Consider the following 21,437-nt stretch of genomic DNA (forward strand, 5'->3'; position numbering starts at 1 on the left):
TTCCGCGGCCCACACCGCACGCGTTGCACCAGCCCTCCACTCAGCCCCGCACATCAAAAGCCGACAGGTGATTGGCCAGGTGCATGGCGTGCGCCTGCTCGTACTGCGCGCGGCTCAACGCCCCGTAGGCAAAGTGCGGCTGCAGCGGCCCGGCATGGGCGGCAAAGTCCTGCACGGCCTTGCGCAGCCGGGCCAGGGCCGCTGACGCGTCGGGCGTGGACGCATCCAGCGCGGGCGCGCCGGGAATGGGTTCTGCCAGGTTGTGGCTCATGCGGCCGCGCAGGGCAAACACGTTGAAAGCTGCTGCACCCAGCGTGTTCTGGAACAGCGCCGAGTTGGGGGCCGGAAAACCCTGCAGCGAGAACTCGATGCTCTGCGCGCAGTGCTCCAGCGTCTGCGACCAGTTCCAGGCCGTGGCGGGTGCCAGCGGCTGGACCGCCGCGCCTGCAAGGCGTTCTACCTCTTGCATGGCGCCCGCCAGGGTGCCAAAGACGAGTTGCCGATCGTTTCCGGGCCGGTAAAGCAGATAACCAGCACCAGAGACCGCCACCACACCCAGGGTGACCAACCCCGTACCCGAACGGAGGAACGCCCTGCGCGGTGCAGCGGGTGGTGTTGGCAACACATCGAACGGGGCGCCCGGATTGCTGCCGTGGGGATTGCTTGCCATGGGATGGTGATCAGGTTGTTGTGGGCCGAAGGGTTGCCCACCATTTTGCCGCCAGCAAATGCTGCAGCGGCGCAGCGAAGGTCGGGCAGCCGACACAGGCGGTGCGTACGGCGGCTCAAGCAGCAGTCGCTGCTGGCGCCACCGGAGTGCCCAAGATTTTTTCAGACACTTCCACGCGGTTGCGTCCGCGCTCCTTGGCCAGGTACATGGCCTCGTCGGCGCGCTGCAGCGCAGCGCCCGCCGCGTCGCCGTGGGCACACAGGGTGACGCCCACACTCACGGTCAGCGGGATGGACTGCGGGCCCGTGGCCACTGGCTGGGCTTCGACCAGCGCGCGCAGGCGTTCAGCCACGGCCAGGGCACCAGCGGCGCTCGCGTTGGGCAGGAAGATGGCGAACTCTTCGCCCCCCAGGCGCCCCATCACGTCTTCCTTGCGCAGGCAACGGTGGGCCAGCATCACAAAATGGCGCAGCACATCGTCACCCGCCCGGTGACCCCAGGTGTCGTTGATGTTCTTGAAGTGATCCAGGTCCATCACCAGCACGGGCACAGCCGTCCCGGTGCGCTGGGCGGCGCTGATGGCCTTGTCCAGCAGCGTGAGAAACGCGCGGCGGTTGAACACGTTGGTCAGCGGGTCCATCTCGGCCAGGTGCCGCAGCTCGCTGGTGATGAACTCGTTGGCCAGCATCAGCGCACCAAACCCCAGCAACACCACGGCCACAATGGCCTCCAGCAGAACAAACTGCGATACCAGAGCCACCAGTCCGGCGTCTGGCAAGCCGCCGGGCGCAACGGGAGCAAGCTTGAACAGTGCCGGACGCAGCAACAAAAACAGGCCATGCAGACCCGCCACCAACGCAAACAGGTAGCGCGCGGGCACGCGGCGCACACCACCATCGGCCATCGTGCGCGCCGTGAGCAAAAAGCAGATGCCCGCACCCAGCCCCACAAAAACAAACCGCATGCCCAGATGGGGCTGCACCACGGTGAAATACACCGACGCGACCATCAGGGCCCCGATACCCACGACCGCATACCAATGAGAAAACGGGCGTCGCCCCATGTACATGCGGCTGGCCATCAGGCACAGGTAGGCTGCCAGCGACACCGAACCTTGCGAGATCACCACCGCCACCACCTCGGGAAACCAGTCCCGTACCAGCAGACTCACGCTGAACACCGACCCCAGCAGGAACGACACCATCCACAGGCGCAGGCCGGGGATGTTCCGGTTGAACGACCACACGGCATACAACACCGTGGTGACGAGCGCAGTCAGAAGCGCTGCAATGATGAGGAGTGTGGGGCTGTGCACTTTGAGGGCGGGCTGGCGGGCGGCTGGAATGTTAACCGGACCGCTGCCGGGCACCGCGCTGCGCGGCACCTTTCCTTGACCTGTGTAAAGGTGCCGCCTGGTGCACATGGGATAAATTGGGCGGATGACGGCGCCAAGCCCGCAGCGTGCCGTTCGCGGCTAGGAGGCTGCGCGGAAGAAGGCATGGAAGCGAGACGTGCGAAAACCGAGGATCGCGTGGTGCTACCGACAAGCCTAGGGTGGGCCCCTGGGCGCAGGAGGTGGTACCGCGCGAGACCGGTTTATCGCGCGTTGCAGCCGATGTTCCTTCTGCCGCGCAGCCTCCTCATATGGTCGCCATTGTCAATACTGTCAGTGCCTCATTTGGTGTGCTCTCAGGATCAATCGGGTGATGCGACACGAGCGTTAGCAGCGACGATGAATCAGACTCATATCCGCGGATTGGTTACCAGCACTTCATCGATTCGTCGTGGGCCTGCCTCGCTCTAGCGTCGGGGATCTGCCTTGCGGTGCCCTGGTAGGAGTCTCGAGGGTTGCCCTATCGTGGCCCGTATCGCATCGCCAGATCGATCCTGCTGCTTGCTTGTCCTGCCTCTTTTCTTTCAGATGGTTTGGCCTTGCTCGCGCTGCGCCTGCATGCCGATGGCCCAGATGAAGCCTGCCAACTCTCTTGCGACGGCGATGCAGGCTTTGTTGGCCTGCAAGCCACGTGCACTCAACGCCGCGAAGCGCTGTGTCAGTCGCAACTGCGCTGTCCATGCCATCCTTCGTATCGGCTCGGACAGATCTTGTTGCCTGATCTGCGCTTGTTTGCCGATGCGCGCCTTGAAGCGGTAGTTCCAGGCAGCTTCGGTCAGCAGCCGCCGGGCGTGTGCGTTGCCTGTCTTGGTGATGCTGCCCCGGCTCGTGCGCTGACCACTGGAGTGCTCCGCGGGAACCAGGCCGAGATACCCCATGAGCTTGCGGGGATGCGCAAAGCGCCCCAGATCTCCAATCTCTGCCACCAGACCAATCGCCGTGATCGCGGCAATACCACGCAGCGCCTGCAGCGCAGCCACCACGGGCTCAAAGCGCCAGCCAGTGATCGAGGCCTGTAGCGCCTTCGTCAGCCGGTCCACACGGTCATCTGCTGCCGTCACGGCTTGCCAGTATTCGGTAAATGCCGTCTGCGTGGCGCCAGCACCGAAGTTCAGTGTTCCCAGCCAGCGGTAGTAGGCGCCGCACCACGAAGTTTTGCCGGTGTAGCGCACGTCGTGGCGCAGCAAGAACCCCTTGAGTTGGTGGCGGGCCTGCACGCGAGTGTTGACCGCGTCTTCGCGCGCCCGCGACAGGTCGCGGATCGCTTCGTCCTCTGGGTCGGGGATCCACACGGCGCTCAACTGGCCAGCGCGAGAGCACTCGGCCAATTGAACGCAGTCGCGCCCGTCGGTCTTGATCCTGTCTCCCGGGCGGCGCGGGATCTGCGAGGGGGCAATGATCTCGCACAGGTAACCCTTGCTTTGCAAGGCGCGCTGAAGGCCAAAGCCGGTAGGCCCGGCCTCGTACACGATGTGCAGCTGATCGGCGTTGCCGACCTTGGTCAACACCTTGAACAGCTTGTTCACATCGTGCGTGACCTTGCCTATCAGGCGCCCAGGCATGCGCCCGGGCTCGGCCGCTGCGATGCTGATGCTGTCTTTGTGGACGTCCAATCCCACGTGAATCTTGCTACTCTCTTGCATGGTCGGTCTCCTTGTTGCTGACGACGCAAGTCACAGCATGTAGCTCTACGTCCTTGGACGCAACCTACGATGTGGGAGACCGGCCGCCTAGTCGAGGGGCGGCGACCATGATGTCTAGCCCACCACATTGCATTCCCGGCGCAGCAGGGCCAGGGCATCGTGCATCTGGTAGTCCATGTCGCTGAGCAAGGTTTTTTCTGCGTCCTGCACAAAGCTGGTCCACAGCGCGATGTAGTCCTGCTGGTGCACACCGGGCGCGTGGGTGCGGATGAACTCGGTGGCCAACGCGGGCTGCAGGCCGGATTTGCGCAGTTTGCGCACCAGGCTGGCGGCGGTCTTTTCGGTCAGCAGGGTTTTCTTGGGCACACCCGCAGCCAGGCACAGGAACAGCGTGAGCAGCGAATGCTCGTCATCGTTGCCCTGGGTGGTTTTTGTCCAGGTCTTGCTGGCGGGCAGCGGGGGTTCCTCGCCCTCCTCCAGCGCATCAAGGCTGCGGTGGAAGTTGTCCACCTCGGCCAGCGGGTCGTCCAGCAGAAAGTAGCGCGCGCGGAAAGCGCCGGTGGGGCGCAGCAGCGTACGCACCAGTGTGGCGGAATCCAGCAGCCTCGGCAGGTCGGCCAGCACACTGGCGCAGTGCGCCAACATCACCTCGCGCAGTTCAGCAGGCAAACCGGGGGGCAGGCGCAGCTGTGAAGGCGGCGCCAGCTTCTTCTTGCGCTGTGCCATCAGCATTTTTTCGAACGCGACGGTGTTCGGCCATTCGCCCAGATCCATGGCCCTGGGCGCCAGGGCCAGCATGAGCAGGCCGGTGCGGATGACGGCTTCAGCATCGGCACCCGCAGCTTCGAGCTCGTCCGGGTCCAGGTCGAACTGCTCGGCCAGCCACTGGGCGGCATGGATGGCCTGCGCAATCTGCGTACGGCGCGCCAGCTCAGCCCGGTAGTCAGCATGGCTGCGCAGTGACCACACGGCCAGCAGCGGGGTCTCGGCATCGGCATAGCCCGCCATGCCAAAGTTGCTGCTCTCGGGCATGCCAATCAGGCGCTTGAGCATGTCTGAGCCGCCCTTGGAGCGCGACAGCAACGAATGGTCGCGCAGCGAGATGGCGGCCTGGTGCAGGTCGCCCTCAGTGGTATCGAGCAGGTACAGGCTGATGAGGTTGACCATGCGGTCACGCGCCTTCTCCAGCTCGGGCCGCAAAAACTCGCTGCCAAAGTAGCGGGCAATCTGCACCATGCCCTTGGGCGCATCGGCATTGATGGCGGCCAGCTTGTCGGCACCAATCACGCCATGCTGGACGCCATAGGCCAGCGCCTTTTCAAAGAAAGGACGGGCGTCGTGGAGCTGCAGCGTGTTGGCCCCCGCAGCCTGGGTAGAGGACTGTTCGTCGATGGTCATTTAGTGGGCCATTCCCGCAGCCGTTGAAACTGGCGCTGCGAAGGCCAGCGCCCCCGCGCAAGGGCCGCCCCGCAGCGCTGGGGGCGTCCCCCTCCCGCGTTGCGCAGCAATGCGAGAGAGGGGTGAAGGCGCGAAGCGACTCAGGGGGTGCTTCATCTCAAATCGCCGATTCCTCATCCGACGTACGTGCGGCGGGCGTGGCCTTGCCGCGATCCGTCTCGCTGGTCTCGAATTTGCCGTCGTCTTCCTCGGCGGGCGATTCGTCGCCCTCTTCCAGGCCCAGGTCAAAGGCACGTGCCTTGGCGCGCAGCACCAGCAAGGTTTCGATGAACAGGTCGCGGCACTCGTAGCGCAGCAGCCAGGCCATCTGCATCCAGTCGCGGTCGGCCACCTCGTCCAGATCGATGCGCGGCTGCACGTAGCCCGAGGCGAGCAGTTCGTCGTCGGTCAGCGTGGGGCCATAGTCTTCCACCGCGTCAAACGTGCCGGTGCGGGCAAAGGCTTCGATGCGGCTCCACTTTTCGGCAAAGTAGTTGGCCAAGGCCTCGGCGCCACCGTCCAGGTCGCCAATGGCAGTAAGAAACTCCACCGGGTCGGCATCGTCGCGGAAGATGACCGCGTTGACCATGCTGCGCAGGTGCGTGTGGGTGAGGTCCTTGTACTGCTTTTCAAGCACCATGGCGCGCGCGAACTGCTCAGGCGTCACCAGCATGTTGACCACAGAGGCCTTGGACTCGTCGTACTCGCGCATCACGGCCAGAATGTCCTTGGGGGCCAGCTGGTCCAGCACCACCATCAAGGCGTTGTCGCCCTCAGCATCCGCCAGCTCCGACAAGGCCGATTCGGCGCCCACGATGTCGCCAGCCGCGATCAGGCTAGTGGTCTTGGTGATAAGGGCGAGGTGTTGGTTGTTGCTGCTCATGGTCGTCACTCCTTGCGGTCAAAACCCGCGTCGGCCAGCCAGTTGGAGCTGGCCTCTTCGCGGCTGCGGCTGTTTTGTGGGTCCGCAGCGTCATCGGCGCTCAGTGCGTTGTAGTCGTCATCATGCTCTGCGGCGTCTTCACCGTCATCGGCGTCGCTGTCACCCTCGGCCGACGAGGCCGCGTGGTGCGCCAGGCGGGCGTGCTGCTGCAGGTATTCCAGGCCTGCAGCCACGGCCATGAAGCGGGCACCCTGCGGTTCGCGCAGCACGGTTTGCGCCAGGCTGCTGGCCCAGGGCTCCAGCGCGATGGCAGGCGAGAGGCTGTGCCAGTCGGGCAGTTCGTCCACCGGCAGGCTCAGCAGGTGTTCCACCACAGCCGGCTTGGTGAAGCGAAAACCCTGGTGGAACACCACGGCCACCATTTCGGGGGCCAACTCCATCATCTGGACCAGAAAGGCAATCTCGTTGCGCTTTTCAGCCAGGCGCTTGCGCAGCACATCCTTGCCTTCGGAGTCGGAAACCAGGTCGTCCAGCTCGGCCTGGTAGGCAGAGCGCAGGTCATAAAAATAAGGGGAAAGTTTCACGGAGTGGTCGTTGTCAAAATGCGCGTGGAATAGGCTTGCCAGATCTCTTGGGCGGTGTGCAGCGGGTCGTCCAGCAGGTTGCGGCGGCGGTTGTCGTCGTAGGCCTGGCGGGCGGTGTCGTCCGACAGCACTTCATAGGCTTTTTGCACAGCCTGAAAGCGCTGGGCAGCGTCGGGGGCGTCGTTGCGATCCGGGTGGTAGAACGACGCCTTCTGGCGAAAGGCTTTCTTGATGTCGGCCAGCGATGCGTTGGCCGCAAGCCCGAGGGCGGCGTAGTGGTCTGCGGTCATGGATGATTCAATGGAGCGGGGGCGGGATGAAACTGGCACCGGCGACCAGGCCAGCGGGCCACCACCCTCAGCCGCCCAGGCTCACAAACACGTTCTGTACGTCGTCGTTGGAATCGATGGCGGCCAGGAAGTTCTCCACCTCTTCGAGCTGTTCGGCGGTCAGGTTGGCGGGGTTTACCGGGTTTTTGGGCTTGTAGCCCAGCTTGACCGACAGCACATTGAAGCCGTGGGCGGGCAGCGCACGGCTCACCAGATCGAGGTCGGTGGGGTCGGTCCAGAAGGTGGTGGTGCCTTCTTCGTCGCCTGCTTCAAAATCTTGTGCACCGGCTTCGATGGCGGCCAATTCGGGGTCGGCGTCGGGGTTGGCGGGCTCGGCCTCGATCATGCCGACATGGTTAAAGTCCCAGGCCACCGAGCCCGAGGTGCCCAGCTGGCCCTTGCGGAACAGCACGCGCATTTCGGGCGCGGTGCGGTTGACGTTGTCGGTCAGGCATTCGACCATCACGGCGACCTGGTGGGGCGCAAAGCCTTCGTAAATCACGCGCTCGTAGTTCACGGCATCAGCGCCGGTGCCCGAGCCCTTTTTGATGGCACGCTCCAGCGTATCTTTGGGCATCGAGGCCTTGCGGGCCTGCTCTACCACCAGGCGCAGGCGCGCATTGCTGGCCGGGTCGGCACCGCCGCGCGCGGCCACGGTGATTTCCTTGACCAGCTTGCCAAACAGCTTGCCCTTGGCGTCGGCCACCTGTGCCTTGCCTTTTGCTTTCCACTGCGCGCCCATGGTGATGTCTTTCTTGGAGTTGTGGCGCGCCAGGGCGCCTGTCGATGTGATGGAGGCCCATTCGAGCACCAAAAGCCCGAAATAAGCCCCTGTGCAGGTTGGAACCGAACCCTATAGGGTACCACCGAGCCACCCGTTGCCTTGCCGCCACGCCCAAGCCAGCGCCCAGCCTGGGGACAGGTAACCTCAGCACCATGCAGGCCCTTCGCTTCCCCGTCATTCAGGACCACTGATGCTCAACACCTTGTGGCTGGGCTTTTTTCTGACCGCTGCCGTGGCCGCACTGGCCCAGTGGCTGGTGGGCGGCAATGCCGAGATCTTTTCGTCGATGGTGCAGGCCCTGTTCCAGATGGCCAAGCTGTCGGTCGAGGTGATGGTGCTGCTGTTTGGCACGCTCACGCTGTGGCTGGGTTTCTTGCGCATTGCCGAAAAGGCGGGCATTGTGGACGCCCTGGCGCGCTGGCTGGCACCGCTGTTTGCCAAGCTCATGCCCGAGGTGCCGCGCGGCCACCCCTCGCTGGGGCTGATCACGATGAACTTTGCCGCCAACGCCCTGGGGCTGGACAACGCGGCCACCCCCATGGGCCTGAAGGCGATGAAAGCCCTGCAGGAGCTGAACCCCGAGCCCGACACCGCCACCAACGCGCAGATCCTGTTCCTGGTGCTCAATGCCTCTTCGCTCACGCTGCTGCCGGTGACGGTCTTCATGTACCGCATGCAGCAGGGGGCGCCCGACCCGACGCTGGTTTTTTTGCCCATTCTGCTGGCTACATCAGCGTCCACGCTGGTGGGCCTGCTCAGCGTGGCGGTGGTGCAGCGCCTGCCGCTGTGGAGCCCCGTGGTGCTGGCCTATCTGCTGCCCGTAGCGCTGGTTCTGAGCGGCTTCATGGCGCTGCTGACCACCTTGAGCGCCTCCGCGCTGGCTCAGTTGTCGTCCTTGCTGGGCAACCTCACGCTGTTTGCGCTGATCGTCCTGTTCGTGGGCATCGGCGCGTGGCGCAAGGTGCCCGTGTACGAAGCCTTCATCGAGGGCGCGCGCGAAGGTTTTGACGTGGCCAAGGGCCTGCTGCCCTATCTGGTGGCGATGCTGTGTGCCGTGGGGGTATTCCGTGCATCGGGGGCGCTGGGCTATGTGCTCGATGGCATCCGCTGGTGCGTGCAGGTGCTGGGTGCAGACACCCGGTTTGTGGACGCCCTGCCCACTGCGCTGGTCAAGCCGTTTTCAGGCAGTGCCGCGCGCGCCATGCTGATCGAGACCATGCAGACGCAAGGGGTGGACAGCTTTGCGGCGCTGGCTGCAGCCACCATTCAGGGCAGTACCGAGACCACCTTTTATGTACTGGCCGTGTACTTTGGGGCGGTGGGCATTCAGCGTGCGCGGCACGCGGTGGGCTGCGCGCTGTTGGCCGAACTGGCGGGGGTGCTGGCGGCCGTTGTGGTGTGCTATCGGTTTTTTGGTTAAAGATATTGAAGAAAAATGGCCCTATCGCCTATCTATCAATCGCTAGCAGCTATAAATTGAATAGCAACTTGCTCCTACCCAATTCCTTCTTACTGGGGCCATTCCGACGCTCCTACCGGGGGCTGCCCCTGAGCGCACCACGGACCCCAAAGACTTCGGGGTGGCTTGCACGGACCATCCAAAGCCAATTGGTGGTTTCCACCATGCGGGCGACTGAGGCGGTACCTATGCTCTGCCTCATGGGCGCGCAAGCGGCGCCACGGCAGCGATCGAGCACGTCGTCCCTTGCTCCAGGGCTCCCGGAAAACGCCCTTCACCACGTTCCATGACATTGCCCCCCAACCCCACAGCGCCCCACGACGCCGAAGAGCGCAGGCACTCCGAGGCCCTGCTCCAGCTGTGCAAACGCCTGGAACGCGCCTGGACCTTGTCCGACGTGCTCGATGCCGTCAAACCCATGGGAGAGAGTGTTTTTGACTACCGCCACGTCTGGCTGGCCCTGATTGACGAATCCTCGGGGATGCTGGACTTCCTCACACACACCACCAGTGGTGAGGAGGGTGCCCTGAGCCGCCAGCTGCAGACCATGAAAATCCCCGTGAAGGGGGATGCGCTGCTCGAAGAAATCATGCAGGCCACCCACGTCGTGGTGGTGGAAGATGCCCGCACCGACCCACGCACCAACAAGGCCGTGGTCGCTGTGCTGCACAACCGCACCATCGTCAATGTGCCGCTCATCATGGCGGACCAGCGCATGGGCGCACTGGGCATGGGCACTTATGGCGACGAGGAAGGCGTGCGGCCCCCCAAGCCCTGGCAGATCGCACTGATGCAGGCCACCGCTGGGCATCTGGCCGTGGCACTGGACCGGGTGCGGTTCATGACCGCGCGGCACGAGGCCGAAGAAGCGCTGCTGCAGCAAAAGGAGCGCCTGCAGGTCACCCTGCACTCGATCAGCGACGCCGTGGTCACCACCGACGCCACGGGGCTGGTGCAGTACCTGAACCCTGCAGCCCAGACGCTGACAGGCTGGTCGCTGTCCGCCGCCTGCGGACGCAGGCACCAGGACGTGCTGGGCCTGGCCGCCGAACCTGGCACCCAGGCTGCCCCCGACCTGGTGGGCCGCGCACTGGCGCAAGGCAGCACCCAGTTGCATTCCAAGCTGCGGTCCACACCACTGGCAGGAGCCCCCCTGCTGATGGACCTGTCCGCCTCACCACTGCTGCGCCCCGGCGGGGATGCTGACGGTGTGGTGCTGGTGTTTCGCGACGTGACAGAGGCCAGCCGGCTGAGTCGCGAAATGGAGTTCCAGGCCCTGCACGACACGCTCACGAGCCTGGGCAACCGCCGCGCGTTCGAGCACCTGCTGGCCCAGGCCTTTGCCGCCACGCGGGAGGCCTCCGACCGCCACTGCGTGTGCTACCTCGATCTGGACAATTTCAAGGTGATCAACGACACCTGCGGCCATGCGGCAGGGGACGAACTGCTGCGGCAGGTGGCGCGCCTGTTCCTGGCCCACCTGCAGCCTCAGGATCTGCTGTGCCGCCTGGGAGGCGACGAGTTCGGCATACTGCTGTGGCAGCAGGACCTGCAACAGACTTTGAAGGTCGCAGAGCGCATGCAGCAGGAACTGGCCGCATTCCGTTTTGGTTGGCGCGACCATGTATTCAGTGTCAGTGTCAGCATCGGAGCCGTGGTGCTGGATGCCGCCACCGAAAGCGTAGGCGCCTTGCTGCAGGCGGCAGACAGCGCCTGCTACGTGGCCAAGGACAGGGGGCGCAATCGCATCCACGTCTATGCCGAGAACGACCCTGCCCTCGCGCAGCGCTATGGCGTCATGGAATGGGTCAGCCGCATCGAGCATGCGCTACAGCATGACCGGTTTGAGCTGTTTGGCCAGCCCATCGCCCGCCTGGGCACACTGCAGGGCAGCCCGCCGCACGGCCTGCATTGCGAGATCCTGCTGCGCATGCGCACGGCCGACGGCCAACGGGTCTCGCCGGGCGAATTCATGCCCGCCGTGGAGCGCTACCACCTGGCCGCGCGGGTGGACCGCTGGGTCATCAAAAAAGCCCTGGCCTGGATGGCCGAACACCAGGAGCGTGTGGAGCTGTGCTGCATCAACCTGTCGGGCCAGTCCGTGGGCGACGCCGCATTTTTGAGCCAGGTGCTGCAGGCCATGGACCAGACCCCGGTGCGCTGCGACCGCCTGTGTTTCGAGATTACCGAAACTGCCGCCATGGGCGACCTGGCAGCGGCCAACCGTTTCATCCACGCCCTGCGCGCGCGGGGCTGCCAGTTTGCGCTGGACGACTTTGGCAGCGGGTTATCGTCGTATGCCTACCTGCGCGAGCTGGCGGTGGACATGCTCAAGATCGACGGGCAGTTTGTGAAGAACATGGCCGACGACCCGGTGAGCTTCGCCATGGTGAAGTCCATCCACGAAATTGGCTGCCTGATGGGCAAGAAGACCGTGGCGGAGTTTGCCGAAAGCCAGGCCGTCGTGGACCTGCTGACCGGGCTGGGCGTGCACTTTGCCCAGGGATACGCCCTGGGCCGCCCTGCCCCGCTTGACGAGCTGTTACTGCAAACCGTGGCGCACTGACTCCCTGGTAGCCGAGTCAGCGGCGGGCGCAACGGAAGCGCGTCAGCCGCGCGGCGCGGAAGGCGATGCCGGTGTTACCGGGGCGGGAGGGGCAGCCACCAGCTCCCACTCGGCCAGTTGCTCGTTGGTCGCAATCAACCGCCCCACCAGCAGCTTGATGAAGGCCTTGTCAAAACACGACTGCAGGTCTTCGGAGGCCCCGCGCAGCGCGGGGTTGCGCACCTTGAGCACCAGCACTTCGGACTCGGCCACGGCGGTGGCGGTGCGCAGCCTGTTGTCGGGGCGCAGGTAGGTCATTTCACCCAGGGTGACGCCCGCACTCAGTGTGCTGAGATTCCAGCCCTGGCGACTCACGGCCACCTGGCCCTCGATCAGGATGCAGAACGAATCGCCGGGCGTGTTTTCGCGCATCAGCACCGTGCCCCGCTCCAGCCGCCGCCAGTTGCCCAGGCGCATCAGCTCCCACAGAGCCACGTCGTGAAAGTCGGCAAAAAACGGCAACGCGCGCAGGCGCGCAAAACGCTCGGCCTCGGTGTCTTGGGATTTTTGGCGGGGCAGACTCTGGTGGGCGGCCAGCAGCGCCCGTGCAAAATCGTCCCAGGTCGCAAAACGGTCGGAGGGCTGCTTGGCCAGGGCGCGCAGCAACACGTCGTCCACATGGGCTGGCAGCGACGCGCGCAGCAGGCTCGGTGGCGTGGGCGCCTCGTTGCTGATCTTGTAGAGCGTGGCGAAGTCGGTGTCGCCGTCAAACGGGCGGCGGCCCGTGAGCAGCTCGTACACAACAACAGCCAGCGAGAACATGTCGCTGTGGTGCGTGAGGTCGTGTTCACGCACCTGTTCGGGCGACATGTAGGACGGCGAGCCCACCAGGCCCGACAGTTGCGTGGCATCGCTGCGCAGTGACAGCGCCGCACCAAAATCGGTCAGCTTGATGTCGCCGTCTTTGGCCAGCATGAGGTTGGCGGGCTTGATGTCGCGGTGCACCAGGCCTTCGCGGCACGCGTACTCGAGCGCGTTGCAGCACTTGAAGGCAATGTCCAGCACCTGGGGCACGGGCAGCAGTGCATCCGGCGTGGCATAGGCTGACAGGGGCTGGCCATCCACATATTCCAGCACCAGGTAGGGGGGCAGCGCCTCCTCGTCCGCATCGAGCAGGCGCACGATGTTGGGGTGGCGCAGGCGGCCCGACAGCGCAGCCTCGTTGCGCAGCAGCTTGCGGTAGCGCTCGGCCTGCTCGGGTACTTTCAGCAGATGGGCATGCGTCTGCTTGATGGCCACCTTGCGCCCCCTAAAGCCGTCGAGCCCCAGAAACACGATGCCGCTCGCACCCCGGCCCAGTTCACGCTCGATGCGGTACTTGCCGATGCTGGCGGGGGGCGCCGAGGTTGCTGTGGCCATGAGGGACTCCTGGGCGGGTATTTGACAGGTCAGGCGCCTGCAAGGGCCTGCTCAAAGTCAGCGAGCAGGTCTTGTGGGTCTTCCAGGCCCACTGACAGGCGGATCATGCTGTCACCAATGTCCATGGCGGCACGCACGGCGGGGCCGGCCTCCCAGAAGATGGTGTGCGCTACCGGGATGATCAGCGTGCGCGTGTCGGCCAGCCCCGTGGCCTTGATGGGCAACTGCAGGCGGTTGCACACGGCCAGGCACTGGTCGGGGTTGCGCAGCTCGAACGACAGCAGCCATGAGCCCGCCTGGAGGAGCTTTTTGGCAAAGGCATGCTGGGGGTGCGAAGGCAGCATGGGGTACAGCACGCGCGAGACGGCCGGGTGCGCCTCCAGCCACTGCGCCAAGGCCAGGGCCGTGGCACTGGTGCGGTCCATGCGCAGCGACAGCGTTTCAGCGCCCAGCGCCAGCTGGTGCGCAGCATGGGACGACAGCGTGCCACCCATGTCGCGCAGGCCCTTTTTGCGCAGCTGCTGAAGGCCCCAGCCCTTGGGGTCGCCCTTGCGGTAGGGCGCAAAGATGTTGGGGTAGCCCGACCAGTCGTACAGCCCCGTGTCGGTGATAGCGCCACCCAGCGCAGCACCCTGCCCGCCGATGCTTTTGGTGAGCGAATTGACCACCAGGCCCGCGCCCACCGTGGCAGCGCGGAACAGATAGGGCGATGCCACCGTGTTGTCCACCACGTACAGCACGCCACGCTGCTGGCACAGCGCGCCAATGCCTTCCAGGTCGGGGATCTGCGTGCCAGGGTTGGCAATGGTTTCGACAAACACCATGCGGGTGTTGGGGCGCAGCGCGGCAGCCACTTTGGCCGCGTCGGTCACATCCACCGTGGTCACTTCAATGCCCAGGTCGGCCAACGTGCCGAACACGCTGTTGGTGTTGCCAAACACGAACTGGCTGGCCACCAGATGGTCACCCGCCTTGAGCAGAGTGAGGAACACCGCGCAAATGCCCGCCATGCCGGTGGAGAAAACGATGGAGCCGTGCCCGCGTTCCATCTGCGTGATCTTGGCCTCCAGCGCCGCCGTGGTGGGCGTGCCCTGGCGCGCATAGTTGAAGCCGCCCTTGCTCGTGCCCTGGAACACGGCGATCAGCTCTTCCATCTTCTCGTACCCGTACTGAACGGACGTATGGATCGGCTTGTGGATGGCCCCATGCTCGGCGCCGCCCAGGCGGTCGGCGTGCACGATCTGGGTGGTGAAACTGTGGTTCTGCGGTGTCGTCATAAAAATCTGCTGCTGCTTTGTTTCTACTGGTCTACGTACGAGGCGGGGCGATCACTACTGGCGCGCCCTGATGCCAGTGCACCCGTGGAACTGGCTCCGCCAGGCCACCGGGTGCGTCCCCCTCCGGGGGAAGGCGCGCAGCGCCTCAGGGGGCTACCTCTCCGGCGCGATGTGCTCCGCGTAATCGTACAAGGCGCCCAGAATGTCCTGCGTCCGCTCATCGTCGGCGGTCTCCGAGAGTTCGTCGATCTCGGTGAACAGCTGCTCCACCGTACGCGCCCCGCCCTGCCCGTCGAACAGGCAGGCAGCGCGGTGAGCCTCCCAGCGTTCCTGCTCCTCGGGCGACAGCGTTTGCTGAAAGTTGCGCGCCCGGTAGCGCCACAGCAGCTCGGCCAGGCGCGGGTCATCAAAGTTCGCACGCGCCTTGGCCAGCTTGTCGCCGCTCAGGGTGCGCAGATCGTTCAGCAGGCGCCGGTCGTTGTTGCCCACAAAACCGCCGTACAGGTCCTGGTCCACATCCGGCGCCGGCTCTTGCGGACGGGCAAACACGGCGGGCCAGATCCCGCTCATGTCGGGCAGTGCGCGCGCCACCTCGGCGTGCTGTGCGGCCTGGGCCAGGTCGATGCCCCAGCGCTGCGCCAGCGCAGGCGTGAGCGTGTTCACATTGCCCACCACCATGGGCGACTTGTTCAGGTGAATGGTCTTGATGGGCAGGCGCGTCACGCCCTCGGGCAACGCGTCGGCCTTGCTGAACATGCGCAGGCGGATGTCATCCACATTCAGCGTGGCCAGCTCGCGCGGGTCGTGGGCCAGGTCCCAGGCGATCAGCTCGTTTTTGTTGGTAGGGTGGCTGGCCAGCGGCCACATCACGGCCAGGCAACCGCGCTCGGTTGGGAACATGCCGGACACATGCAGAAACGGCCGCGCCATGTTGGTGGTGGCGGGCAGGCGCAGCTCGGCGGCCACGCGGTCTTTCTTGTGCAGGCTCAGTGCAAAGTCAAACAGCTTGGTGTTGTGCTGGCGGATCAGCCGCGCCAGCGCAATGGTGGCGCGCACGTCTGACAGCGCATCGTGCGCCGCGTCGTGCTGCAGGCCATTGGCCTTGGAGAGGTGTTCCAGCTTGAAGCTGGGGGTCACGCCGTCTTCTTTCTTTGGCCAGGTGATGCCATCCGGCCGCAGCGCATAGGTCATGCGCACCACGTCCAGCAGGTCCCAGCGGCCGCACTGGTTTTGCCACTCGCGCGCATACGGGTCGATGAGGTTGCGCCAGAACATGAAGCGCGTGATCTCGTCGTCAAACCGGATGGTGTTGTAGCCCACACCAATGGTGCCGGGCTGGGCAAACTCAGACTCAATGCGCGCAGCGAACGTGTGCTCGGGCACGCCCTTTTCCAAGCACAGCTGCGGCGTGATGCCGGTGATGAGGCACGATACCGGGTCGGGCAAGTAGTCGTTGGCAGGCTGGCAATAGAACATCAGCGGCTCGCCGATTTCGTTCAGCTCCGCGTCCGTGCGGATGGCCGCGAACTGCGCAGGCCGATCGCGGCGCGTGTTGGCACCAAAGGTTTCATAGTCGTGCCAGAGGAAGGTGTGGGGGGCCATGGTCGATGGGCAAACAGGGGCTACAGAAGAACAGGGCGAGGGATACCGTGAACTGTAACCTGATTTACAAGCTTTTTAGGCCCCTAGCGCATACTGATAAAGCGCTAGCAGCTATAAAATATATAGCAAATACGAATACCTCATCGGATGCCGCTTCACGCCGTGATACACCTGCAGCGCAGCACCGCCGCTGCAGCGCGGGACAATGGCGCATGCAAAGCACCCACCCAGCCAATCCCTCCGTTTCGCGGCTCCGCCCTTCCCTTTTGTCCTCTTGGTCCCCACGTTCCCTCGCAGCATGTTGGGCAGCCTTGGCTCTGGCGGGCTGCGCCGCAGCGCCTCCCCATCGCCCGGACGCGGTGAAAACACCGCCGTCAGCCAGCGCCCCCCCTGCCACCACCAGCACACCGGCCCAAGATGCCGCAGCATCTACCGGCAGCCCCACCGCTGGCGTGGACCATGCGACAGGCTTTGCCGCATGGCGCGACGCGTTTTCGGCGCAGGCCTTGCAGGCGGGCATCCAGCCCCGCACGGTGCGCGAAGTGCTGGGCCAGGCGCAATGGCAGCCACGTGTGGTGGAGCTTGACCGGGCACAGCCTGAATTCACGCGCACACCCTGGGCCTACCTGGACAGTGCGGCGTCGCCGCAGCGCATTGCCCAAGGCCAGGCCAAGCTGGCCGAATACAGCGCCACGCTGGAAGCCGCCGCCGCCCGCTATGGCGTGCCTGCCACCGTGATCACCGCAATCTGGGGCATGGAGAGCAACTACGGCAGCAATTTCGGGACGTTCCGCACCGTGGACGCGCTGTCCACGCTGGCCTATGAAGGCCGCCGCCGCGCCTGGGCCCAGGCCGAACTGTTGTCCGCGCTGCGCATCGTGGACCAGGGCGACATCGCAGCAGACCGCATGCTCGGCTCCTGGGCCGGCGCCATGGGGCACACGCAGTTCCTGCCCTCGGTGTTTCTGGCCTACGCCGTGGATGCCGATGGCGATGGCCACCGCGACATCTGGGGCAGCATCCCGGACGTGACGGCGTCTACCGCGCATTTCCTGGCGCGTTCGGGCTGGCAGGCGGGCGAACCCTGGGGGGTGGAGGTGCAGTTGCCCGCGTCTTTCGACCACGCCCGCGCAGACCCTTCCGTACGGCAGACCACAGCCCAGTGGGACGCTGAAGGTGTGCGCGGCATCGACGGGCAGGCATTGCCCACCCTGGCCTCCGCGTCCATCGTCACGCCCGCAGGTGCCCGAGGCCCGGCCTTTCTGGTAGGGGGCAATTTCCGGGTCATCCTGCGCTACAACAACTCGGTCAACTACGCGCTGGGGGTGGCGCTGCTGGCGCGCCAGATTGGCGGTGGCGGGCCCGTGGTTGCCGCCTGGCCGCGCGACCTCGCGCCCCTTTCACGCCAGCAATTGCAGGAGCTACAAGAGGCGCTCAACCGCAAGGGATTTGCCGCGGGCACCCCGGACGGCGTGATGGGCCCCGCCACCCGCGCGGGGCTGCGAGGCTACCAGCGCAGCATCGGCGTTGTGGCGGACGGCTATCCCACCGTGGAACTGCTGGAGCGGCTTACGGCGCGCCAGTAGACAGAGCCCCAAGGCCTGCCCAACTGGCCGCCCCACGGAGTCATGGCGTCACCAGCCCGTCCATGCGCACGACCTCGAAGTCGCGGCCCAGCACCTGGCGCAGTTCAGACTTCAGGCGATCGTTGTTCCAGCGTTCGTCCGGCGCCCCGCTCAGGAACCAGTTGGAGCCGTTGTCGGCCACCATCATCCCGTGGGTCTTGAGGGCGGAGAGGATAGCCTGCGCTTCGGCAGAGAAGCCCGGCGGGATCGCATAGCCCGCCTTCAGGCGCACGCGCATGCCCATGGGGGGAAGGTTGGGGCTGGTACTGCTCGATGCCCAGTGGGTCGCGGGCGGCACGTAAGCGCGGCGGGTCTGGCTGACGGTAAAGCGCAGCGCGTGGCGGATGCCACCGGCGCCCAGCGACGCCTCGTCGTACCGCACCAGGCCCGGAAAAATCGGCAGGCCCGCTGCGTCTGCGCTGGTCCATCGTGGCCTGGCGGTGGGACGCACGTTGTTGCTGTCCAGGTGAAAGACAGCACCACCCGACGCACGCCAGCTGCCGTCGGACTGCGGGTAGCTGTTGCCGGTTTCATACAAGCGGTTGTTGTCGCGGTCGATCACGATCACGTGGCGGTCACCCGCGCTGGAAGGACCGCCTTCAATAGGCGCATTGGGCGGAATCGGGTACGGGCCTGCATCACTCTCGTCGCCGTAGTCGGTGAACTGCACCGCCACACGCGGCTGGTTACCTGCCACCACCACATAGGGAATGCCAATAGGCGCGCCTTCCCACAGGCCCGCGCCGAAATCCGGGAACAAACCCCGGGAGAGGCCAATGCTGGCGATGAGGTTGTCAGAGTTGGGATCGATGGGGAGCCCACTGATATCCGCGTTCCAGTCATTGTTGGCAGGGAACGGCAGCGCGCCATTGAGCGGCGCGCCCACACCCAGGGTTGCGCCGCGCACATCGCCATACACATGGCCCCCGGGGGGCGGAGCTGGCGCTGGCGCGCCTGGCGCCGGGGAGCCCGGAGGCGGTGAAACCGGCGCCGCATCACCCCCGCCGCCGCCACAAGCTGCCACCAGGGCACCAAAACTGGCAATGGCGAGGCACCGGCTGATCGCGCCCAGACGTCGCTTGCGAAAGGCATCACCGGGAAGCAACGGGGCGCAAGGTGTGGGGGTCATGGTCATGGGGGCGTCTCCTCAGTCAGCGCGCAGTATGCCGCCCCAAAGGTGCTGGTTCGCCACGGAACTGTGCGAAAACGTTTCAATGATTTTGGGGCACCGGACGGCGTTCGCGCACACCAGTTCGCTGATCCAGCTCGTCAAAGACTGCCTGTGCAGACTTCGCCGCCACCACGCTGTTGACACTGCACTACGGACAAAAAAAAGCCAGCCATCGCAATGATGGCTGGCGTCTGGAGAGTGCCGGTACGTGTCGGCAAAGCGCCAGTGGCGCCAGTGCCCATCAGTCCGCCGTGGCTTCCTCGGGCTCGGCGGGCTCGGACTTGGCCGAGCGTTCCTTCTTGGCCAGCGGCTGGATGTCCAGCAGCACCTCGGAGGTTTCCACGCCCTTGTCGTCGGTCTTCACCTCGATATCGACCGTCAGACGCCCACCGTCCGTCAGGCGACCGAAGAGCAGCTCGTCGGCCAGCGCGCGGCGGATGGTGTCCTGGATCAGACGCTGCATCGGGCGGGCGCCCATGAGCGGATCGAAACCCTTCTTGGCCAAGTGCTTGCGCAGCGTATCGGTAAAGGTAACCTCCACCTTCTTCTCGGCCAGTTGCGTCTCCAGCTGCAGCAGGAACTTGTCCACCACGCGCAGGATGATCTGCTCGTCGAGCGCCTTGAAGTTGACGATGGCATCCAGCCGGTTGCGGAACTCGGGCGTGAAGAGGCGCTTGATGTCGCCCATTTCGTCGCCCGCCTGGCGCGGGTTGGTGAAGCCAATCGTCGCCTTGTTCATGGTCTCGGCGCCCGCATTCGTCGTCATGATGATCAGGACGTTGCGGAAGTCGGCCTTGCGCCCGTTGTTGTCGGTCAGCGTGCCATGGTCCATCACCTGCAGCAGCACGTTGAAGATGTCCGGGTGCGCCTTCTCGATTTCGTCGAGCAGCAGCACAGCGTGCGGCTTCTTGGTGATGGCTTCGGTCAACAGGCCACCCTGGTCGAATCCGACATAGCCCGGAGGCGCACCAATCAGGCGGCTGACCGCATGGCGCTCCATGTACTCCGACATGTCGAAGCGCAAGAGCTCGATGCCCATGATGTAGGCCAGCTGCTTGGCCGCCTCGGTCTTGCCCACGCCTGTGGGGCCGCTGAACAGGAACGAGCCGATGGGCTTGTCGCCCTTGCCCAGACCGGACCGCGCCATCTTGACCGCGCTGGCCAGCACTTCCAGGGCCTTGTCCTGGCCGAACACCACACTCTTCAGGTCGCGTTCCAGCGTCTGGAGCTTGCCACGGTCGTCATTGGACACATTCGCAGGCGGAATACGCGCAATCTTGGCCACGATCTCTTCGATCTCGGCCTTGCCGATGGTCTTCTTGCGCTTGCTCGGCACCATGATGCGCTGTGCAGCACCGGCTTCGTCAATGACGTCAATCGCCTTGTCAGGCAGATGGCGGTCATTGATGTACTTGGCGCTCAGCTCGGCTGCAGCCTGCAGGGCGGCCGCCGCGTACTTCACGCTGTGGTGCTCTTCAAAGCGCGACTTCAGGCCCTTGAGGATGTCGATGGTTTCGGCCACGCTGGGCTCCACCACGTCCACCTTCTGGAAACGGCGCGACAGCGCTGCATCTTTTTCGAAGATGCCACGGTATTCCGTGAAGGTCGTTGCGCCAATGCACTTGAGCTGGCCGCTGGAAAGCGCGGGCTTGAGCAGGTTGGAGGCATCCAGCGTGCCGCCCGACGCGGCACCCGCACCGATCAGCGTATGGATCTCGTCGATGAACAAAATCGCATTGGGCTTGTCCTTCAGCGACTTGAGAACGCCCTTGAGGCGCTGCTCAAAATCACCCCGGTACTTGGTGCCTGCCAGCAATGCGCCCATGTCGAGCGAGTACACCGTGGCCTCGGCCAGGATTTCAGGCACATCGTTCTGGGTAATCCGCCAGGCCAGACCCTCGGCAATCGCCGTCTTGCCCACGCCAGCTTCACCCACCAGCAGTGGGTTGTTCTTGCGGCGGCGGCACAGGATCTGGATCGTGCGCTCCACCTCGTAGTGGCGCCCGATCAGCGGATCGATCTTGCCGTCTTTGGCGGCCTGGTTCAGGTTCTGGGTGAACTGTTCCAGCGGCGAGGCTTTTTCGTTGCGCTCAGAAGAACCACCCTCTTCGCCTTCCGCCTGGTTGTCCGGCTTGGCAGGCTCTGGGGGTTCGCCCTTCTTGATACCGTGGGCAATGAAATTGACCACGTCCAGGCGCGTCACGCCCTGCTGGTGCAGGTAGTACACGGCATGCGAATCCTTCTCGCCAAAGATGGCCACGAGCACATTGGCACCCGTGACTTCCTTCTTGCCATTGCCCGTGGACTGCACGTGCATGATGGCGCGCTGGATCACACGCTGGAATCCCAGCGTGGGCTGCGTGTCCACCTCATCGGTGCCAGCCACCTGGGGCGTGTTGTCTTTGATGAAGTTCGCCAGCGATGAGCGCAGATCATCGATATTGGCCGAACATGCGCGCAGCACCTCCGCTGCGCTGGGGTTATCGAGCAGTGCAAGCAACAGATGCTCCACGGTGATGAACTCGTGGCGCTGCTGACGGGCCTCAACAAAGGCCATGTGCAAGCTGACTTCCAGTTCCTGGGCAATCATGTGAACTCCTTTGTGCTTGCGTGGAA

The 21,437-nt window shown here is 64.8% G+C and carries 16 protein-coding genes; 3 read left to right on the top strand and 13 right to left on the bottom strand.

All coding sequences use genetic code 11. From position 1 onward, the window contains the following. Window positions 1-40: 40 nt before the first annotated feature. The 8 genes from C8C94_RS07775 to C8C94_RS07810 form a co-directional block, all read right to left on the bottom strand. The gene (locus tag C8C94_RS07775; protein WP_121420329.1) at window positions 41-670 is read right to left on the bottom strand and encodes a DUF1569 domain-containing protein; all 630 of its coding nucleotides are present in this window, start codon (window positions 668-670) and stop codon (window positions 41-43) included. Between the two features lie 115 nt (window positions 671-785). Continuing rightward, window positions 786-1,985 (bottom strand): GGDEF domain-containing protein, encoded by a 1,200-nt coding sequence (locus C8C94_RS07780; RefSeq protein ID WP_055396758.1) that lies wholly within the window; start codon window positions 1,983-1,985, stop codon window positions 786-788. 602 nt (window positions 1,986-2,587) lie between these two features. After that, the gene (locus tag C8C94_RS07785) at window positions 2,588-3,706 is read right to left on the bottom strand and encodes an IS110 family transposase (RefSeq protein WP_121419543.1); all 1,119 of its coding nucleotides are present in this window, start codon (window positions 3,704-3,706) and stop codon (window positions 2,588-2,590) included. A gap of 114 nt (window positions 3,707-3,820) precedes the next feature. Further along, window positions 3,821-5,104: a hypothetical protein gene (locus C8C94_RS07790; RefSeq protein WP_121420330.1), complete on the bottom strand. Its 1,284-nt coding sequence runs from the start codon at window positions 5,102-5,104 to the stop codon at window positions 3,821-3,823. 157 nt (window positions 5,105-5,261) lie between these two features. After that, window positions 5,262-6,026: a hypothetical protein gene (locus C8C94_RS07795; RefSeq protein ID WP_121420331.1), complete on the bottom strand. Its 765-nt coding sequence runs from the start codon at window positions 6,024-6,026 to the stop codon at window positions 5,262-5,264. A 5-nt stretch (window positions 6,027-6,031) separates the two neighbouring features. Continuing rightward, window positions 6,032-6,610: a hypothetical protein gene (locus C8C94_RS07800; RefSeq protein ID WP_121420332.1), complete on the bottom strand. Its 579-nt coding sequence runs from the start codon at window positions 6,608-6,610 to the stop codon at window positions 6,032-6,034. Continuing rightward, window positions 6,607-6,900: a J domain-containing protein gene (locus C8C94_RS07805; protein WP_055396708.1), complete on the bottom strand. Its 294-nt coding sequence runs from the start codon at window positions 6,898-6,900 to the stop codon at window positions 6,607-6,609. Before C8C94_RS07805 ends, C8C94_RS07800 begins: the two co-directional genes overlap by 4 nt. Before the next feature lie 67 nt (window positions 6,901-6,967). Next, window positions 6,968-7,681: a YebC/PmpR family DNA-binding transcriptional regulator gene (locus C8C94_RS07810; RefSeq protein ID WP_055396756.1), complete on the bottom strand. Its 714-nt coding sequence runs from the start codon at window positions 7,679-7,681 to the stop codon at window positions 6,968-6,970. 232 nt (window positions 7,682-7,913) lie between these two features. Between C8C94_RS07810 and C8C94_RS07815 the strand changes: the two genes are divergently transcribed. Beyond that, window positions 7,914-9,143, top strand: a complete 1,230-nt coding sequence (locus tag C8C94_RS07815; protein WP_121420333.1) for a nucleoside recognition domain-containing protein — start codon at window positions 7,914-7,916, stop codon at window positions 9,141-9,143. Between the two features lie 325 nt (window positions 9,144-9,468). Next, the gene (locus tag C8C94_RS07820; protein ID WP_121420334.1) at window positions 9,469-11,748 is read left to right on the top strand and encodes an EAL domain-containing protein; all 2,280 of its coding nucleotides are present in this window, start codon (window positions 9,469-9,471) and stop codon (window positions 11,746-11,748) included. Window positions 11,749-11,790: 42 nt separating this feature from the next. On the opposite strand, the gene C8C94_RS07825 is transcribed toward C8C94_RS07820, so the two are convergent. The 3 genes from C8C94_RS07825 to sbcB form a co-directional block, all read right to left on the bottom strand. After that, window positions 11,791-13,146, bottom strand: a complete 1,356-nt coding sequence (locus C8C94_RS07825) for a protein kinase (RefSeq protein WP_121420335.1) — start codon at window positions 13,144-13,146, stop codon at window positions 11,791-11,793. Window positions 13,147-13,175: 29 nt separating this feature from the next. Continuing rightward, entirely contained in the window at window positions 13,176-14,423 is a 1,248-nt protein-coding gene (locus C8C94_RS07830; protein ID WP_055396703.1) for a cystathionine gamma-synthase family protein, read from the bottom strand. A 153-nt stretch (window positions 14,424-14,576) separates the two neighbouring features. Continuing rightward, window positions 14,577-16,025 carry an exodeoxyribonuclease I gene (gene sbcB / locus C8C94_RS07835; protein ID WP_121420336.1) on the bottom strand — a complete coding sequence of 483 codons (1,449 nt, stop codon included), beginning with the start codon at window positions 16,023-16,025 and terminating at the stop codon, window positions 14,577-14,579. Window positions 16,026-16,237: 212 nt separating this feature from the next. Here sbcB and C8C94_RS07840 point away from each other — a divergent pair, with 212 nt between their 5' ends. Next, window positions 16,238-17,611 carry a lytic murein transglycosylase gene (locus tag C8C94_RS07840; protein ID WP_233573434.1) on the top strand — a complete coding sequence of 458 codons (1,374 nt, stop codon included), beginning with the start codon at window positions 16,238-16,240 and terminating at the stop codon, window positions 17,609-17,611. Between the two features lie 40 nt (window positions 17,612-17,651). Here the strand turns inward: C8C94_RS07840 and C8C94_RS07845 are convergent, their stop codons facing one another. Together C8C94_RS07845 and clpA are read right to left on the bottom strand one after the other, a co-directional pair. Continuing rightward, on the bottom strand, window positions 17,652-18,785 hold the full coding sequence (locus tag C8C94_RS07845; RefSeq protein WP_121420337.1) for a hypothetical protein: 1,134 nt from the start codon (window positions 18,783-18,785) through the stop codon (window positions 17,652-17,654). A 277-nt stretch (window positions 18,786-19,062) separates the two neighbouring features. Further along, window positions 19,063-21,411: an ATP-dependent Clp protease ATP-binding subunit ClpA gene (gene clpA / locus C8C94_RS07850; RefSeq protein ID WP_055396695.1), complete on the bottom strand. Its 2,349-nt coding sequence runs from the start codon at window positions 21,409-21,411 to the stop codon at window positions 19,063-19,065. Window positions 21,412-21,437: the final 26 nt, after the last annotated feature.

The organism is Acidovorax sp. 94, assembly GCF_003634645.1.
In the GTDB taxonomy this organism is placed as follows: Bacteria; Pseudomonadota; Gammaproteobacteria; order Burkholderiales; family Burkholderiaceae_C; genus Acidovorax; species Acidovorax facilis.

Excerpts from the sequence above, each read along its gene's own strand:
- C8C94_RS07775 (WP_121420329.1), bottom strand. The coding sequence starts at position 670 with ATGGCAAGCAATCCCCACGGCAGCAATCCGGGCGCCCCGTTCGATGTG.
- C8C94_RS07785 (WP_121419543.1), bottom strand. The coding sequence starts at position 3,706 with ATGCAAGAGAGTAGCAAGATTCACGTGGGATTGGACGTCCACAAAGAC.
- C8C94_RS07790 (WP_121420330.1), bottom strand. The coding sequence starts at position 5,104 with ATGACCATCGACGAACAGTCCTCTACCCAGGCTGCGGGGGCCAACACG.
- C8C94_RS07795 (WP_121420331.1), bottom strand. The coding sequence starts at position 6,026 with ATGAGCAGCAACAACCAACACCTCGCCCTTATCACCAAGACCACTAGC.
- C8C94_RS07805 (WP_055396708.1), bottom strand. The coding sequence starts at position 6,900 with ATGACCGCAGACCACTACGCCGCCCTCGGGCTTGCGGCCAACGCATCG.
- C8C94_RS07810 (WP_055396756.1), bottom strand. The coding sequence starts at position 7,681 with ATGGGCGCGCAGTGGAAAGCAAAAGGCAAGGCACAGGTGGCCGACGCC.
- C8C94_RS07815 (WP_121420333.1), top strand. The coding sequence starts at position 7,914 with ATGCTCAACACCTTGTGGCTGGGCTTTTTTCTGACCGCTGCCGTGGCC.
- C8C94_RS07820 (WP_121420334.1), top strand. The coding sequence starts at position 9,469 with ATGACATTGCCCCCCAACCCCACAGCGCCCCACGACGCCGAAGAGCGC.
- C8C94_RS07825 (WP_121420335.1), bottom strand. The coding sequence starts at position 13,146 with ATGGCCACAGCAACCTCGGCGCCCCCCGCCAGCATCGGCAAGTACCGC.
- C8C94_RS07830 (WP_055396703.1), bottom strand. The coding sequence starts at position 14,423 with ATGACGACACCGCAGAACCACAGTTTCACCACCCAGATCGTGCACGCC.
- sbcB (WP_121420336.1), bottom strand. The coding sequence starts at position 16,025 with ATGGCCCCCCACACCTTCCTCTGGCACGACTATGAAACCTTTGGTGCC.
- C8C94_RS07840 (WP_233573434.1), top strand. The coding sequence starts at position 16,238 with ATGCAAAGCACCCACCCAGCCAATCCCTCCGTTTCGCGGCTCCGCCCT.
- C8C94_RS07845 (WP_121420337.1), bottom strand. The coding sequence starts at position 18,785 with ATGACCATGACCCCCACACCTTGCGCCCCGTTGCTTCCCGGTGATGCC.
- clpA (WP_055396695.1), bottom strand. The coding sequence starts at position 21,411 with ATGATTGCCCAGGAACTGGAAGTCAGCTTGCACATGGCCTTTGTTGAG.